Source organism: Pedobacter sp. 05L430, assembly GCF_056397585.1.
Genome location: NZ_JBFTNT010000002.1, coordinates 61906 through 77171 on the forward strand (window position 1 = coordinate 61906; position 15266 = coordinate 77171).

A 15266-nucleotide genomic window follows, 5' to 3' on the forward strand; every position below is an offset into this window, starting at 1 on the left:
CTAAACTGTTTTTTTTGTAAAACCCTGCCTGGTCATCTCACCCCAGGAATTCTTCTTTCTCAGCAAATCAATATTCCCCTTAATAGCTGACCATACAACAAAAGGATGAAAAATAAATGGCTCTAAAAATGCCGTAATGATTAACATCAGCAGATCTTTGCTGCTTTTATACTGGTTATAGGTCAGTACTTCCATCAAAATGGCAAACACCGAATAAAGAAATCCGAAGCTGAATATAAACAGCAGCAGACCAATAAAAAAAGACCAGTGAATCAAGCCCAGTAATACGAAAATCACAAAACTCAGCAATCCCAGAAATTCCACGATTGGTGCTAAAAACTCAAAAAAGAACCAATAAGGATAACTGATCATCCCCAGTCGTCCGTATTTGGGGTTAAAGAACATCACTTTATGGAGCTGCAGGGTCTCTATGGTTCCTCTTGTCCAGCGGTTTCTCTGCCTGCCAAGAATTTTAAAAGATGCAGGTGCTTCGGTCCAGCAAAGCGGATCAGGAATAAAACTCACCTTATAAGGTACTTTTTGCTCTTCCATATACCTGCGCATCCTTACCACCAGCTCCATATCCTCCCCCACGGTATTGTGATTATATCCGCCGCATTTGATGACGATATCCCTATCGAATGCCCCGAAGGCACCTGAAATCAATAGCAAGCCGTTTAGACGGCTCCAGGCCATCCTGCCCAATAAAAATGCTCTGATGTACTCCAGGGTTTGCACCCTAGGAAGAAACTGTTTGGGCAGATTAACCTTTACCAATCGCCCGTTTTCGACAATACAGCTGTTGGCGATTCGGATTACTCCGCCCGTGGCGATAACCCTGATTTTGCTGTCTTCCAGAAAAGGTTTTGCCAGCTTCAGCAGGGCATCCTGCTCCAGGATACAGTCCACGTCAATACAAACGATATAATCATTTTGGGAGATGTTGACTCCCACATTAAGGGCATCTGCCTTCCCCCCGTTTTGCTTATCTACAATGATCAGCTTCTTGTAAACTGCCTTTCTGCTTTTGTAAACACCCAGCACGTCCTTGGTGGGAATCCTTTTGTTTACAAAAAAATCCGTCTTATAAAGGTCGTAGGCGCTGATCAGCTTCTCTAGAGAATCGTCTTTGCTCCCGTCGTTAATGATAATCACCTCCAAATTGTTGTAATTGATCGACAACAAAGACCTTACGTTTTCAATGATATTTGCACCTTCGTTATAGGCAGGCGCAAGAATACTGATACTTGGGGCCTGTGTCGAACTGGCCAGCACGCGGTAGTCTGTAAAACTGTTTTTACGCAGGTAAGTACGGATTTCGCCGATTGAATAACCGCCAATGAACATGTAGCAGGAAAGCAGCAGGATGGAATAGATCAGCAGTCCGTAGGTAAAAAAATCAAGCACTATTGTTTGCCAGCTCATACTCTAATTTCACTTTTAACCTGAGTAATTATTTCCTTCAACGGGTAGGACTGTGATTGTGGCCAAGCCATCAATAAGTCCATACCGGATTGACTGAGGCTTGCCATTGCTCGGACAACCGAGAGTTTCATTTCAAGATCTTCTGTATTTAAAAGTCCTTGTAATCGGGGTAGATCAGCTTCATCACCGATTTTTTTTACAGCCTTCAAAATGGCCAGCTGGTTATTATATTCTTCCAACGGGACCCTGTCCAATAGTTTTTTTGATGTGTCTTCACTGTAAATTTCCGTCAGGGTGTATATCGCCTGAGTCCTTACACTGGATTCGAGGTGTTCAAGGCAAGCAACAATCTCTTGGTAAAGTTCAAAATGATGGTAGTTACGGGCGAGTTTCAGCGCAAATACAACAACACTGGCATTTTCAGATTTAAGCCATTTGTCAATTCCGGTAAGGTTTACATGAGGGATAACAGACAGCTCCTTTAATAATTTCATCTGTTGCCACTCCGAGAGCTGATAAGTGATCACATCCAGAAACCGAAGCCCTTCAAACCCAAAAAGATTCAGCACGGCCAGCTGAGCTTCTGCCCGGACCAGTTCATTTTTATTGTTGGTGAAGCGGTATATCCTGGCAAGGTGCTCCTTGAGTTCCATGGTGCCAATCTGCTGGATCCCCACAGCCATAAGGTGCCACTTACCTGTTTCAATTAGCTTAATGGCATGGGTATCCAGGTCCAGCTGCAGGTACAGTTTTTTGATATTTTGTCCAGCTTGACCAGACATATTTTTCTTTGCCGCAGTAATCTTTTTGGTCAGCTGGGCCCTAAATCTGCTATTCTCCAGATTCACCCTCAGGCGCGGAGTGACCGGTATCGGCTGGTCAGCGCTACTGCCGCTTTCATTGAAAAAAATTGCCTTTCTGAGCAGTAAATCAATCATACTGTCCCATTTGGCATATTTTTTTCTCCATTTTTTCCGGATCAACAGGTAAGCGGTCATGAAAAAAATCAGAAATACTGCCGCACCGAAAAAGAACAATAAAAGCGCCTGAAAAAATATCATCTCGAATGAACAAGCATAAACCTTTTTATTCGCACAGACAACTCATTGGGGCTGAAAGGTTTGGTAATAAAGTCGTCGGCACCTAGGCGGAATGCTTCAAGAACGATATCCTCCTGTCCCATGGCAGAAAGCATAATAATAGGCGTCTGATCTTTTTCTCTTAGCGCTGCCACCACCTCCAAGCCTGAAAGATAAGGCATCATGATATCCGTAATTACCAGTTCAGGCAGGAACTGATCTATTTTTTCCAAAGCTTCCCTGCCGTCCCTGGCAAGGATGAGCTGATGTCCATCTTTCTTTAAACGGAATTCTAAAGTCCTGAGCATAAGCTCATCGTCTTCAGCAATTAGAATCTTCATATATTAGCAGTTAGGGATGATTAACTAATAATTTTAAAACGCGTTATGCTGACTCTAAGTTAAGTCTTTTAGCAAAAAAAAGGCAAAAATGTTTTGGAAAATGATTGGGAACTCAGTATTGGTCAATAATCTTTTTTATCCTGGCAATTTGGCAGACGTCATTTTAAACTAACCAACATTATCACCTCAATACCAAATATCCGTCTTCCGCCGTTTGTGGCACCCTGTTGATGTAAAACTGTCTTCGAGACTCTTCAAATCTTCTGCTGCCCAAGTTGATGCTTTAAGCAATTTTTTCCTGTAAGCAGATTTCTTACCTTGATTATTTTCCTGAATGGTTACACCTAAACCTTTAAGTATTTTACCAAAGTACTTTTTTTGTCAGGAATATTTATAATTAGCGTTTCCATATAACAAATATACTAAACGTTAGGATGTATATAAAATTTCCCAAGAATTGTCCTCAATACTCATCCATTCCAAATCGATCAATGGATTGAGAAATCTGTCAAAAAACTATGCTGAAGTCAGGATTACATGTTATCCTGAGCAGATAAATGCGAGATATAATAGGGTCTAGTTAGGCTTATGTTATCTCATCTTCCTCCCTTTTTTAGGCGGATTAAAGTTCATGACAAAGTTTTGAGTAAGATTTTTCTTTTGGTCAATTTCCTTCTTCATTCTTTGCATAGAAGTTTCAGCAAAAAAAACAGTTAAAATACCGGTATCTTTATGTTTAGCAGATTGTTTTAAAGCTTCAATATAAGCAGCCTTTTCTTCGGCTCCAATTATTACATGCGGCAGATTGAACTTTGCAAGTATGAAGTTTGAAATCAGACGGCCAGTTCTCCCGTTTCCGTCCGGAAAGGGATGTAGATAAATAAAAAACTGGTGAAACCTAGCGCTAATGTCCAGCGGATGTAATTCGGCCTTTTCCATAGCTAATTCTGTGGAACTGATCAATGATGGCATACGTGCAATACTCACCCTGAAATCTCCAAAAACCGTATCCCCTGCAGCCATTTGCGTGTTGGTATATTCCCCTGGCTCAAGGCCCTTCGCAAATTTAAGGGTATTTTCCGTTAGTATTCTTTGTACCTGTTTGATCAAATTTTCGGTTAAAGGCTGTTTTAGGTCGTTAAATACGAATTCATAGGCTTTAAAATGATCTAGGATTTCATATGCCTCATATAAAGACCTGTTGTTTAACTTTAAATTGAGGCCCTTTTCTTTAAGCTCGCGTGTTTCATCCACGGTAAAGGTATTCCCCTCTACTGCACAGCTGTGCGCAGAAAACAATATTTCGTTATATTCCTTAAAATCTTCGAGATTAAAGCTATCAATAATAACTTTGCTGTATTCTGCTACAAGCGCATCATATTTTTTAATCAAGCTCTCCATTTATTGTTTTGATTAAGGATTCAAAAGATGACTTTTAAAGATACACCAAATCTAAAAATATAGAAAAACACAAAAAAGCCTTCAAACGTATAATTTGAAGGCTTTAGTTTGGCATTGCTACCTTTAGCGGACCGGACGGGRCTCGAACCCGCGACCTCCGSCGTGACAGGSCGGCAYTCTAACCARCTGAACTACCGGTCCGTTTTCCCTATTTTCGTTTCGTTGTTTCGTTTCGGGATTGCAAATATAGCGCCTTTATTTAACTTTGCAACATTTATTTTAAAATAGTTATAACTCCTTAATTCTCTGATAATTATTTTTTAGATCACAGATCCCTCTTTCATTTTCTCTGCATTCTCGGCGAACTGCAACGCATCAATTAGCTCCTGAACACCTCCATCCATCACTCCGTTTAGGTTATAAAGCGTTAAACCGATGCGGTGATCCGTTACCCTTCCCTGCGGATAGTTGTACGTTCTGATCTTCGCTGAGCGGTCACCAGTGGAAACCATAGTCTTACGTCTGGCGGCAATATCACCATTCTTCTTCTGCAATTCAATATCGTATAACTTACTACGAAGCATCTCCATTGCAATAACTCTGTTTCCTAGCTGAGAACGTTCCTGCTGACAAACTACTACAATACCGGAAGGCCTATGCGTTAACTGAACCTTAGTTTCAACCTTATTTACGTTCTGTCCACCCGCACCACCGGATCTGGAGGTTTGCAAATCAATATCTGCCGGATTAATGTAAAGATCTATCTCCTCAGCCTCAGGCAAAACAGCTACGGATGCAGCCGACGTATGAACCCGTCCCTGAGTCTCTGTATCCGGCACACGCTGAACCCTGTGTACTCCAGACTCATACTTTAACTGTCCATAAACATCTTCTCCACTTACTTTCAGGATCACCTCTTTGTATCCACCAGCAGTACCCTCGGTTACATCTACTGTTTCTACTTTCCATCCCTTTTGTTCAAAGAAACGGCTATACATTCTATATAAGTCGCCGGCAAACAAAGCTGCTTCATCACCACCTGTACCACCTCTAATCTCAAACACCGCATTCTTTGCATCCTCAGGATCCACAGGAATAAGCATCAAACGAACTTTCTCTTCTAATTCTTCCTGTTGTACCAGTAACAAGTCAAGCTCTTCTTTAGCCATCTCACGCATCTCAGGATCTTTCTCTGTACTCAAGATCTCTTTATTTGCCTCGATGTTGCTCATTACATTCTTGTAGACTTTATACTCTTCTACAATTTTACCTAAATCTTTATACTCTTTATTTAAAGCTGCAAAACGCTTCATATCCTGCATGGTATCAGGATTACTTAACTGCTCCTCAACATCTTCCCAACGCAGTTTAATTGCTTCTAATTTCTCTAACATATTCTTTTATTTCAGAAACTTTATAATTGTACCGTTAGCAACAAATAACACAACCTGTTTGTTAACAGCATCTTTTATCCAGATAACGATTTTTTATTCGGGCAGCAAAAATACGGCTTTTTCAGTTAACGACACTATAAATTTTTATCAGGAAAATATTTAAGGCTCAGCACATCGCCATCAAAAACCGCATATGAATTATAGGTAATCCATTCGCCCAGGTTCACATACTTAGTTCCGCCACCTAAATCCAAATCTAAAGGCAAGTGTCTATGCCCAAAAACAAAAAAATCATAGTGCTGTTTTACCATTTGCTCTTTAGCATATATGGCCAGCCATTCATTTTCAATGCCTTCAAAAACTTCCACTTTGCTACTGGCTGCCCTGCTGCTTCTAGACCAACCGTTTGCTATTCCCATTCCAATTCTTGGTGGAACCATTGAAAAGAGCCAGCGGCACACCGGATTTCTAAAGATTTTTCTCAGCATCTTATATTTCCTGTCGCCAGGTCCTAATCCGTCACCATGATGTAAAAAGAACGTTTTCCCATTTCTTTCAATTACAAGTTCGTCACTTATAATTTCAATCCCCATTTCCTTTGTGAAATAGTCGTTAACCCACATATCATGGTTGCCCTTAAAAAAATAGATCTTAATCCCTGCGTCTGTCATAGCCGCCAGCTTTCCCTGCAGGCGAATAAACCCTTTAGGTACTACAGTACTATATTCAAACCAGAAATCAAAAACATCTYCCATCAGGAAAAGTTCACTACATGTGGGCTCAATGGCGTTTAACCAACGAAGAATGCGATCTTCCCGCTTACGACTTTCAAAAAAATCCGGAGAGCCTAAATGAAAATCAGAGGCAAAATATATGTTCTTATTCATCAATAAAACAAAGATAAGTAAAATATTAGCTCAGTTTGTTGTCATAAGTTCTACGGAGTATCTAGATTATTTATAAATAGCATCGATATTATAACAAAAGTTTGTAAATTCGCACAAATTTTAAACACATGATTTCTACTGATATAGCCATAATTGGCGCCGGACCCGTAGGTTTATTTGCAATTTTTGAAGCAGGACTATTAAAAATGCGCTGCCATTTAATTGATTATTTACCGCAGGTGGGTGGCCAATTGTCTGAAATATATCCTAAAAAACCTATATACGACATCCCGGGCTACCCAACAGTATTGGCTCAGGAGCTTATAGATAACCTGATGGAGCAGGGAAAACCTTTCCACCCTGGTTTCACTTTAGGCGAGCGTATAGAAGGCTTAGAGAAACGTGGAGAAGGTGATTTTGTACTTACTACAAACATGGGTACTATTATAGAATCTAAAGTTGTGGTAATTGCGGGAGGTTTAGGTTGCTTTGAGCCTCGTAAACCGGCTGTATCTGGTTTAGAACAATTCGAAAACGGAAGAGGTGTTAACTACATGATTCTTGATCCGGAGCAATACCGTGGTCAGAAAATGGTGATTGCAGGTGGTGGTGACTCTGCCCTTGACTGGACCATATTTTTAGCCGACATCGTAGATGAATTAACTTTGGTACACCGCAGCGAAAGCTTCCGTGGCGCACCAGATTCAGTAAACAAAGTAATGGCATTAGCCGAAAGCGGCCGTATAAACCTTGTTTTAAACAGCAATCTAAATTCAGTATCTGGAAACGGAAAACTGGAAACGGTAGAGCTTATTCACAATAAGAGCCTTGAAACTACCGCAGTAGCTGCAGACCATTTAATTCCTTTATTCGGTTTAAGCCCTAAGTTAGGCCCTATTGAGCAATGGAACTTAAACATCAACAAAAGCGCTATAGAAGTTAATACCGACGATTATTCAACAAACATACCAGGCATTTATGCTATTGGTGATATCAATACTTACACTAACAAATTAAAACTGATCCTTTGTGGATTTCACGAAGCTGCTTTGATGAGCCATAGTGCATACCAATACATGAACCCAGGTGTTAAATACACCATGAAATACACCACTGTAAACGGCGTATCAGAATTTTAAGCATGGAAGACAATAACATTACCCTACACGTACAAAACCCTGATGGCAGCTTAACTACTCTTGAAGCCCCAGTAGATATGGGATTAAGCTTAATGGAGTACCTTAAAGCATGCGAATATGATATTCTTGCAACCTGCGGCGGAATGGCCTTATGTGCTACCTGCTGTGTAGATGTACTTGAAGGAGAGGAAAAGCTGAATGAAATGACAGATGACGAGTATGCAATGCTTGATACTTTACCAGATGTACTTCCAAATTCAAGACTTGCCTGCCAGCTTCAGCTAAATCCTGCTATGGATGGTTTAGTTGTTAAACTACATCACGCTGAATAAAAAAGGTCTTTAGTTTTCTGCTGTTGTTATTGCTGCAATCGTTTTGGTGGGGCTGCCTATAGTTTTATATTCACCCTCACCTTTTAATACCGCTAGCATTTTAGTGGAACTACCCAAAAGCGCCTTAGCTGCCTGAAGCTCCTTGTCGTATTGGAATGCCTGAATAACCTTTCCCTTCTCGTAATAATAACGGCTTACGATCTGTGTTTCTAAAACACGTTTTATTTCGGCTTTATAAGTGATAAGATCTGTTTTCTTAGCACCAAGCATCTTATCCTTTAAATCATCCAGATCTACCTTAACAACGCCCAATTTATTCTCTTTTTCTGCCTCATCTCGCAAATCAGACAATAAACGTTCAGTACGTGAAGCATACGAATAATCTTTACCCGCTAATGAGGCTACAAATTGATTGTAATCGTTATCTGTCAATTGAAAGTTACCAGCAGGAGCAATAGTTTTATTTTTCTTTTTATAATCATTAGCATAATCAAAAAACAGATTCTTGCTCATAATTGACATGGTAATAGGGCTTGGTCTGCTCGAGTTCACTACCACATCCGGATATACTCCGTTTCCATCATAAACGCTTCTGCCTGCACTGGTATTAAATTTATGAGATAACGAATCTGCAAACTTCAGTGTTTTCCCGTTTGCATCTTTATGCGCATAATCAAGCGCCTGAATACAGCGACCAGATGGCGTATAGTACTTAGCCACCGTAACCTTAACCAGGCTATTGTAAGGCAAATTAAAGGTTTGTTGTACCAACCCTTTACCAAAGCTTCGCTGGCCAACAATAATTGCTCTGTCGAGATCCTGCAATGATCCTGCAACAATCTCTGAAGCAGAAGCTGAGGAACCACCAACAAGCACTACCAATGGCATCTTCAGCAATAAAGGCTCAGTCATTGTTTTATAAACAATGGTTTTTTGCGGATTCCTACCCTTTTGGGTTACCACCAACACATCTCTGTTTACAAAAAGGTTAACTATTTTAACGGCTTCCTGTAAAATACCTCCACCGTTGTATCTTAAGTCAAGGATCATTCCCTTTGGCTGCTGCTTATTCAGGGCAATTGCGGCGTCCTTTACCTCCTGAGCAGAATTTTCAAGAAACTTATCTAAACGGATGTAGGCAATATTATCTTCCGTCATACCCGAATAAGGCACATTAGGTTGCTTAATCTCATCACGCACCAGCTTCTTAGTGATTACAGAACCGTCTCTTATAATCAACATATCTACTGTAGACCCTTTGGGGCCACGTAACAATTGGCTTATCTGATTACGGTCTTTCCCCTTTACCTCATTGCCATTTATCTTTACCAACTGATCTCCTGGCTTTACATCCTGCTTATCTGCCGGATATCCTTCAACCACTTCATTTACAAACAACTTACCTTCAATAGAAACCGTGCTGGCACCAATACCACCGTATTGCGTACTCACATACTTTAATTTATAATCTTCAATTTCAGATTCCGGGATGTATTCAGTGTAAGGATCAAGATTCTCCAACATCGCATCGATGCTGTTTCGCATAAGGTCAGATGGATTGGTTTCCTCTACATAATTGATGTTAATCTCTTTATATAAAGACGCAAAGATGTCCAGATTTTTAGATACCTGAAACAAGTCCTCTTTAAAAGACCATGTTAAAGAAGCGAAAGCTATAAGCGCAAAAACGGCAGCTAGTTTATATTGTTTCATCGTTCACCAATCTGTTTAATGGTAAACTTACAAATAAAAACACTCCAAAAAAATCCAAAAGTTAAAGTCTGTTCCCGTCAGGATCAGCCAGGGCCTTTTTTATGGTAAATTCAACATATTCTCTGTCTCTTTTAACCAAATCCATAAGCTGCTGTACAAGTTGATCTTCCTGTCCCGGAGCAAAAGAAAGATTCACTTGCGCCAAATCACGATATTTTCTTAAAAATTTAATTTTAACCTTTTGCCAGGTTTCAGGAGTAAGAGTAAAACTTGCCATAAATAAATACTTTAGCGCAAAAGTATGAAAATAAGAGATATCTCTGCAATAAAAAATCCCCGGTCATACAACCGGGGACTAACGAGAGATTACATTATTGGATTTTAAGAGTCAGTGTAGCTTTTTTAGTAAGGGTATTCTTATTAACCACCTCTATTTCCATAACCACAGAAGTGCCTTTTGCCAAATCACCAGGAACCTGATAACCAAGCAATAAAGAGTCTGTCCGACTAACTGAAGAATACGCTTTTTGATAAGGAGTTGTCGAAACAAGTGCCTGAGCATTTGCACCTACAGTTGATCTTAAATTGATTTTATCAATTGGATCATCAGACCAATATCTCAGGTCCAACTGTACATTAGTTCCTGCCGCTACATTGGTAGTTTGCGGAGGCTTAACCGTAAATCCTGCCACAACAGGTACCTTTCCAATAATTGTAATATTATCTTTTAGCCATTGGTCCGGATCATTCTTCTTGCATGCCGAAAACACGATCATGGCAGTAAAAGCAGCTATAAAGAGTTTTGATATTTTATTTTTCATATTCTTCAATATTAATTAAACAACCATAATTTCACAGCCTGATTGGCCACCTGAGGAACATTTGGATTTCTGCCCGGCTCATTATCTGCATATTTTGCACGCTGTACATAGCTTGTGCCCAATAAATTTTTAAATGGCGGAACTAAACCAGGATATATGGTATTACTATATTGATATCTTCTCATATCTGTCCAGGTTTCCATTTGCAGGAATAGCGCAATGTACTTTTGCAACATCACATCAGTAAGCGTTAAATTAGCAGAGCCTTTGCTGATAAGCGGATCATTAACATATTTATTAATATCATCTGTTCCTACCCCCAACTTCTGCATGTTCCCTTTAATTCCGTTTAAATATGCAGTATAGGCTCCCTCTTTGTTGGTAGCAAATAATGCTTCGGCCCTAATAAACTGAACCTCGGCATATGTCAATATAGTCACAGGCGATGTTCTTGCTCCGTAAAAGGTTTTTTCAGTGATATCACTATTTGCCAAACTAGCCCCTTGCTGGGTGCTCAAGGCACCAACCGGTCTGCCGATATAGGTGGCTGCACCAGCATTATCAAACAATTTCGGCAACCTTGGATCAATAAGTGCGTTAAAATACCCCGTTCCATTCATTAAGTTAACCATAAAATAAGAAGGGCGATGCTGTTTTGAGGCAATGGCTGGCTGACCAAGATTGGTATACCAAGGACTAGGCTTATCCTGAGTATATTTCACTTGCAAATCGGCTGCTCCGGTAACATCATCAATGGCCAGTGCAGCATCATCAGCCGCTTTAAGCGCATTAGATGGGTCTTTAGTTGATAAATTGATGTAATATCTGGCTCTTGCACCATAGGCTGCCTTTTTCCAGCTGGCAATTACACCTTTAAAAGCCAGATCAGTAGCGCCAACCTGTAATGCTGTATTTGTTGGCACAGGCTTATTTAAATCGGCTATTGCTCCGTCTAAAAGCTCTTTTAATGATACAGTGTATATATCTTGTTGCTTATCATAAGTCGGGCTAGGAACCGAAGGCCCTTTAAAAGCTTCTTTGTATGGCAAATCGCCCCATAAATCTGTACACTGCATTAAATTTAAAGCAAGTAATAGCTTTCCAATACCCGCATACTGAGGAGCTCCAGATACTTCCGATCTTTGGATAAGATCCTTTAAATTAGGCATTGCATCCCTATAGGCCGATTCCCATATGTTATCAAAACCATACGGATTATACGAATCTATATTTGCCTCGTATGCATTAAATCCGGCAAGGTATTGCGGATAGGCATTACCATATTGACCTGCGTTAAAAAACGAAGTTGCCGTAAATTGAATTGTTGAGGCCAGCAAGCCCGAAATGGTTGCCTGCTCTGGCGTCAGTCTCGATGGATCATCATTAATGTCCAGCTGTTTCTTACATGCTCCAAATATTACAGAAGCAGTAAGTAGTGCGACAAAAACTTTAAAACTTATATTTTTCATAACTGAATCTTAGAAATTAACATTTAAACCAAGAAATATACTTCTGGTAGTTGGCACACCAGTACCCACATATCCAACAGAATTTGAACCTGCTCCATAAGCACTTGCTTCAGGATCAAACCCAATAAAAGGAGTGCTTAACCACAAGTTATTTGCCGTTGCAGAAATTGATGCCGACTTAATAAAACTTTTGTTCAGCCAGCTTTTTGGCAATTCGTACGACAAGGACACATTCTGCAGCCTAATCCATGAAGCATCCTGGAATCCATTATTTTCAGGTGCCAGTTTATAAGGGAAACTGTTCGCATAAAAAAGCTGATCGATAACCACTTGCTTATCATTTGGAGCATATATAGGAGCTTCTGGTGTTCCTATGTTTTTCACTCCTTTAAATATTACCTGTGTATCTCTGATTTGTGTTTCGGCACCTATACCAGTAGAAAATCTTTGTGTTTTAGGAATATCAAATACATCGCCACCTCTTCTAAAGTTGAACATGAACGAGAAGGTTATCCCTTTATATGCTAAAGTACTTCCTAAACCACCTGTCCAGTCCGGATAGGCATTACCAATCAGGTAGTTATTAGATAACGGCTGAGGAATAATCGGATATCCATCAGCACCAATAACCAGCTGTCCGTTATATTCACTATTCTGATCTGTAACACGGGTATATGGCCATCCGTACCAATCGCCCGGTCTTCCGCCTGTTTTTATGATTTGTTTTACCCACGGACTTTCTGGGTTGAACTGGATTTCATTTACTCCCGGAGGCATAGAAAGCACCCTTCCTTTTGTGCGCGACCAATTTGCACTTACATCCCATTTAAAGTCATCACTTTTAACAACGGTTGCAGTTAACAGGAACTCTAAAGATTTATTTCTGATCTTTCCGGCATTGGTTACAAAAATATCATAGCCTGATGCGTAACTAATAGGAACAGGTACAATCTGGTCAATACTGTTCAGAATCGCATAGTTTGCATCTAAAGTTAAGCGACTTTTAAAGAAATGAAATTCACCCCCTACCTCTAGTCCTTTTGTTCTTTCAGGACGTAAAGATTCAGAGCCTATCTTAATATCACGTCTTACACCGCTTACGCCATCAAATGCAGCCAATGTAGAGTAATATTCACCAATCTGATAAGGATCAGCATCTTTACCCACTTCAGCATACGAAAGCCTTAACTTACCGAAGTTAAATATGTCGTTCTCCTGTAAGCCCAAAGTCTCGGTAAATACATACGATAAGCTGGTCGAAGGATAAAAGAATGAGCGGTTACTCTGCGGTAAGGTAGATGACCAGTCATTTCTTCCTGTTACACTTAAGAAAACAGTATTGTCGTAACTCACATTTAAATCACCAAAAATACCGATGATATTCTTTTTACCCGGATAGGTTAAAGTAGTATATACGTTGTAGTTATTAATACTCTCTACATTAGGAACAACCGCCTGAGCGCCATTAAGAGATAAGTTGGTTCTGTTAATATGGGTATATGAATGACCTAATAAGAAATTCACAAACCATTTCTMGCCAAACTGCTTGCTTGCCCTGGCATAGAAATTAGAGTTCACCTCGCTATAGCTAATCCGTTGCTCGGTCATAGACCCCAGCGTACTGATCAGCAATCCTTTTTCATTATAAATCTGTCTGAAATCGGTGTAGTTGTCAATACMGGCTTTGTAGTTAAAGGTTAACCAGTCGTTTGCTTTAAACTCTGCGCCCAAATTTCCTATTACCCTGTTTACATTATCCTTTAAAAAAGCATTTTCAGTAAAATAGAACGGATTTTGAATAGAGGCATTATACGTTTTTTCAGTTCCATCCGGATTTAGGTAGTCTGCAGGGTTAACTGTATTGGTATGACGCATCAAATAAAATATTGTACCCGAGGTGATACCGGTACGAGGATTTTTACCACCGGAATTAATATAATTTGCAGATCCTTCAAATTTGAATTTTTCCGAGGCCTTTAATGTCCCCGAAAGTCTGATGGATGTTTTGCCGTAATCAGAATTCGGCACAACTCCCTTTTGTTCTGAGTTCGAAATTGAAGTAAAATAAGTAGCATTATCATTTCCTCCGCTAAAAGTAAAGGAATTCTGTGTCTGATGCCCTGTTTTAAAGAACACATCGTAAGGGTTATAAACGGGTATACCGCTTTCAATTTTAGGCCCCCAGCTATTTACACTCGGCACATATGCTCCACCGTTACCATTACCATAGGTTGTTTGTATTGGAGGTGTTTTTGTTACGTCGTCGAAACTAACGGAACTTTTAAAATTAAAGCTAGGTTTACCAGACTTACCTGATTTAGTAGTAATGATGATGGCACCGTTGGCAGCCCTTAAACCATACAATACAGAGGCAGCTGGTCCCTTAAGGATGGTCATTGTTTCAATATCCTCTGGGTTTATATCACCGGCACGGTTAGGGTTTTGAAAGTTATCACTGTTGATACCAATTAGATCAGTACTGTTGGAAATAGGAATACCATCTACAACAAACAATGGCTGATTATCGGCCGAAGGATTCAAAGAGTTAATCCCTCTGATCTGAACTCTTGTACCTGAACCTGCAGCCCCACCGGAGCTTGTAATTTGAACACCGGATGCTTTCCCCTTTAACGCATTTAACACGTTAGACTGGTTGGTATTTGTAATATCCGCTGCTTTAATGTCCTGAGTTGCGTACCCTAAGGATCTTTTTTGTTGTTTAATACCAAGGGCGGTAACCACAACCTCACTTAGTGCTTTTGAGTCTGGAACCATGGCAACATCTAGTGTTGTTGTGCTGCCCACTGTTTTTTCTTGCGTAATCATACTCACATAAGAAAAAACCAACACATCATTTTCGTTGGCTTTAATACTGTACCCCCCGTTATTAGCGGTTTGAACAACAGTAGACGTTCCTTTTATTTTTACGGAAACGCCCGGGATGGGAAGCCCATCTTCAGTTGAGGTGACTTTACCTGTAATCGTTTTTTGCTGGGCAAATGTTTGGGAAATTAGCAAAAAACCAACTGTAATAAACAGAAGTAGTTTTTTTTTCATGAACGATAGTTTGGTTAATAAATTTAAGTTCTCGTTTGGCTATTTGCGGGGAAATACGGTTTTTCAAAACACGCAATTACACGCAAAAAATCAAACCTCTAGTAAATATCATAAATGTTTTTCATTTATTTACAAAATAAACAACTATTTCATTCTTGTTACACAAATCAATATTGCACAAACCTGCATAAACCCGCATTAAATTATT

13 protein-coding genes and 1 tRNA gene are annotated in these 15266 nt (G+C 39.9%); 2 read left to right on the plus strand and 12 right to left on the minus strand.

Annotated elements, in window-relative coordinates; genetic code table 11:
• From AC1DG9_RS01150 to AC1DG9_RS01180, 7 genes are all read right to left on the minus strand, one after another.
• On the minus strand, positions 1 to 1425 hold the full coding sequence (locus tag AC1DG9_RS01150) for a glycosyltransferase family 2 protein (protein WP_172662172.1): 1425 nt from the start codon (positions 1423 to 1425) through the stop codon (positions 1 to 3).
• Positions 1422 to 2486 (minus strand): HEAT repeat domain-containing protein, encoded by a 1065-nt coding sequence (locus AC1DG9_RS01155; protein ID WP_337716986.1) that lies wholly within the window; start codon positions 2484 to 2486, stop codon positions 1422 to 1424. The genes AC1DG9_RS01150 and AC1DG9_RS01155 overlap by 4 nt, the downstream gene beginning before the upstream one ends.
• Entirely contained in the window at positions 2483 to 2845 is a 363-nt protein-coding gene (locus tag AC1DG9_RS01160) for a response regulator transcription factor (protein ID WP_172662174.1), read from the minus strand. The genes AC1DG9_RS01155 and AC1DG9_RS01160 overlap by 4 nt, the downstream gene beginning before the upstream one ends.
• A 591-nt stretch (positions 2846 to 3436) precedes the next feature.
• Positions 3437 to 4246, minus strand: a complete 810-nt coding sequence (locus AC1DG9_RS01165) for a Fic family protein (RefSeq protein ID WP_337716988.1) — start codon at positions 4244 to 4246, stop codon at positions 3437 to 3439.
• Positions 4247 to 4373: 127 nt separating this feature from the next.
• A tRNA-Asp gene (locus AC1DG9_RS01170) sits at positions 4374 to 4447 on the minus strand.
• Positions 4448 to 4566: 119 nt separating this feature from the next.
• Positions 4567 to 5640 carry a peptide chain release factor 1 gene (gene prfA / locus AC1DG9_RS01175; RefSeq protein ID WP_337716991.1) on the minus strand — a complete coding sequence of 358 codons (1074 nt, stop codon included), beginning with the start codon at positions 5638 to 5640 and terminating at the stop codon, positions 4567 to 4569.
• A gap of 134 nt (positions 5641 to 5774) precedes the next feature.
• Complete coding sequence (locus AC1DG9_RS01180; RefSeq protein ID WP_477634229.1) at positions 5775 to 6527, minus strand: UDP-2,3-diacylglucosamine diphosphatase; 753 nt, start codon at positions 6525 to 6527, stop codon at positions 5775 to 5777.
• A 128-nt stretch (positions 6528 to 6655) separates the two neighbouring features.
• Here AC1DG9_RS01180 and AC1DG9_RS01185 point away from each other — a divergent pair, with 128 nt between their 5' ends.
• Complete coding sequence (locus AC1DG9_RS01185) at positions 6656 to 7666, plus strand: NAD(P)/FAD-dependent oxidoreductase (protein WP_172662178.1); 1011 nt, start codon at positions 6656 to 6658, stop codon at positions 7664 to 7666.
• A 2-nt stretch (positions 7667 to 7668) separates the two neighbouring features.
• Complete coding sequence (locus AC1DG9_RS01190; RefSeq protein ID WP_068889978.1) at positions 7669 to 7998, plus strand: 2Fe-2S iron-sulfur cluster-binding protein; 330 nt, start codon at positions 7669 to 7671, stop codon at positions 7996 to 7998.
• A 9-nt stretch (positions 7999 to 8007) separates the two neighbouring features.
• Here the strand turns inward: AC1DG9_RS01190 and AC1DG9_RS01195 are convergent, their stop codons facing one another.
• The 5 genes from AC1DG9_RS01195 to AC1DG9_RS01215 all read right to left on the minus strand — a co-directional run bounded on the left by AC1DG9_RS01195 (position 8008) and on the right by AC1DG9_RS01215 (position 15058).
• Positions 8008 to 9711 (minus strand): S41 family peptidase, encoded by a 1704-nt coding sequence (locus AC1DG9_RS01195; protein WP_172662179.1) that lies wholly within the window; start codon positions 9709 to 9711, stop codon positions 8008 to 8010.
• Between the two features lie 61 nt (positions 9712 to 9772).
• A complete protein-coding gene (locus AC1DG9_RS01200; RefSeq protein ID WP_048908302.1) occupies positions 9773 to 9988 on the minus strand; it encodes a hypothetical protein in 216 nt (71 codons plus the stop codon).
• Between the two features lie 94 nt (positions 9989 to 10082).
• The gene (locus AC1DG9_RS01205; protein WP_172662180.1) at positions 10083 to 10532 is read right to left on the minus strand and encodes a hypothetical protein; all 450 of its coding nucleotides are present in this window, start codon (positions 10530 to 10532) and stop codon (positions 10083 to 10085) included.
• 11 nt (positions 10533 to 10543) lie between these two features.
• A complete protein-coding gene (locus AC1DG9_RS01210; protein WP_337716995.1) occupies positions 10544 to 12001 on the minus strand; it encodes a SusD/RagB family nutrient-binding outer membrane lipoprotein in 1458 nt (485 codons plus the stop codon).
• Between the two features lie 9 nt (positions 12002 to 12010).
• Entirely contained in the window at positions 12011 to 15058 is a 3048-nt protein-coding gene (locus tag AC1DG9_RS01215; protein WP_477634230.1) for a SusC/RagA family TonB-linked outer membrane protein, read from the minus strand.
• Positions 15059 to 15266 lie beyond the last annotated feature (208 nt).

Coding starts and splice junctions, on each gene's coding strand:
- AC1DG9_RS01205 (WP_172662180.1), bottom strand. CDS start 10,532: ATGAAAAATAAAATATCAAAACTCTTTATAGCTGCTTTTACTGCCATG.
- AC1DG9_RS01155 (WP_337716986.1), bottom strand. CDS start 2,486: ATGATATTTTTTCAGGCGCTTTTATTGTTCTTTTTCGGTGCGGCAGTA.
- prfA (WP_337716991.1), bottom strand. CDS start 5,640: ATGTTAGAGAAATTAGAAGCAATTAAACTGCGTTGGGAAGATGTTGAG.
- AC1DG9_RS01160 (WP_172662174.1), bottom strand. CDS start 2,845: ATGAAGATTCTAATTGCTGAAGACGATGAGCTTATGCTCAGGACTTTA.
- AC1DG9_RS01195 (WP_172662179.1), bottom strand. CDS start 9,711: ATGAAACAATATAAACTAGCTGCCGTTTTTGCGCTTATAGCTTTCGCT.
- AC1DG9_RS01190 (WP_068889978.1), top strand. CDS start 7,669: ATGGAAGACAATAACATTACCCTACACGTACAAAACCCTGATGGCAGC.
- AC1DG9_RS01200 (WP_048908302.1), bottom strand. CDS start 9,988: ATGGCAAGTTTTACTCTTACTCCTGAAACCTGGCAAAAGGTTAAAATT.
- AC1DG9_RS01210 (WP_337716995.1), bottom strand. CDS start 12,001: ATGAAAAATATAAGTTTTAAAGTTTTTGTCGCACTACTTACTGCTTCT.
- AC1DG9_RS01185 (WP_172662178.1), top strand. CDS start 6,656: ATGATTTCTACTGATATAGCCATAATTGGCGCCGGACCCGTAGGTTTA.
- AC1DG9_RS01165 (WP_337716988.1), bottom strand. CDS start 4,246: ATGGAGAGCTTGATTAAAAAATATGATGCGCTTGTAGCAGAATACAGC.
- AC1DG9_RS01150 (WP_172662172.1), bottom strand. CDS start 1,425: ATGAGCTGGCAAACAATAGTGCTTGATTTTTTTACCTACGGACTGCTG.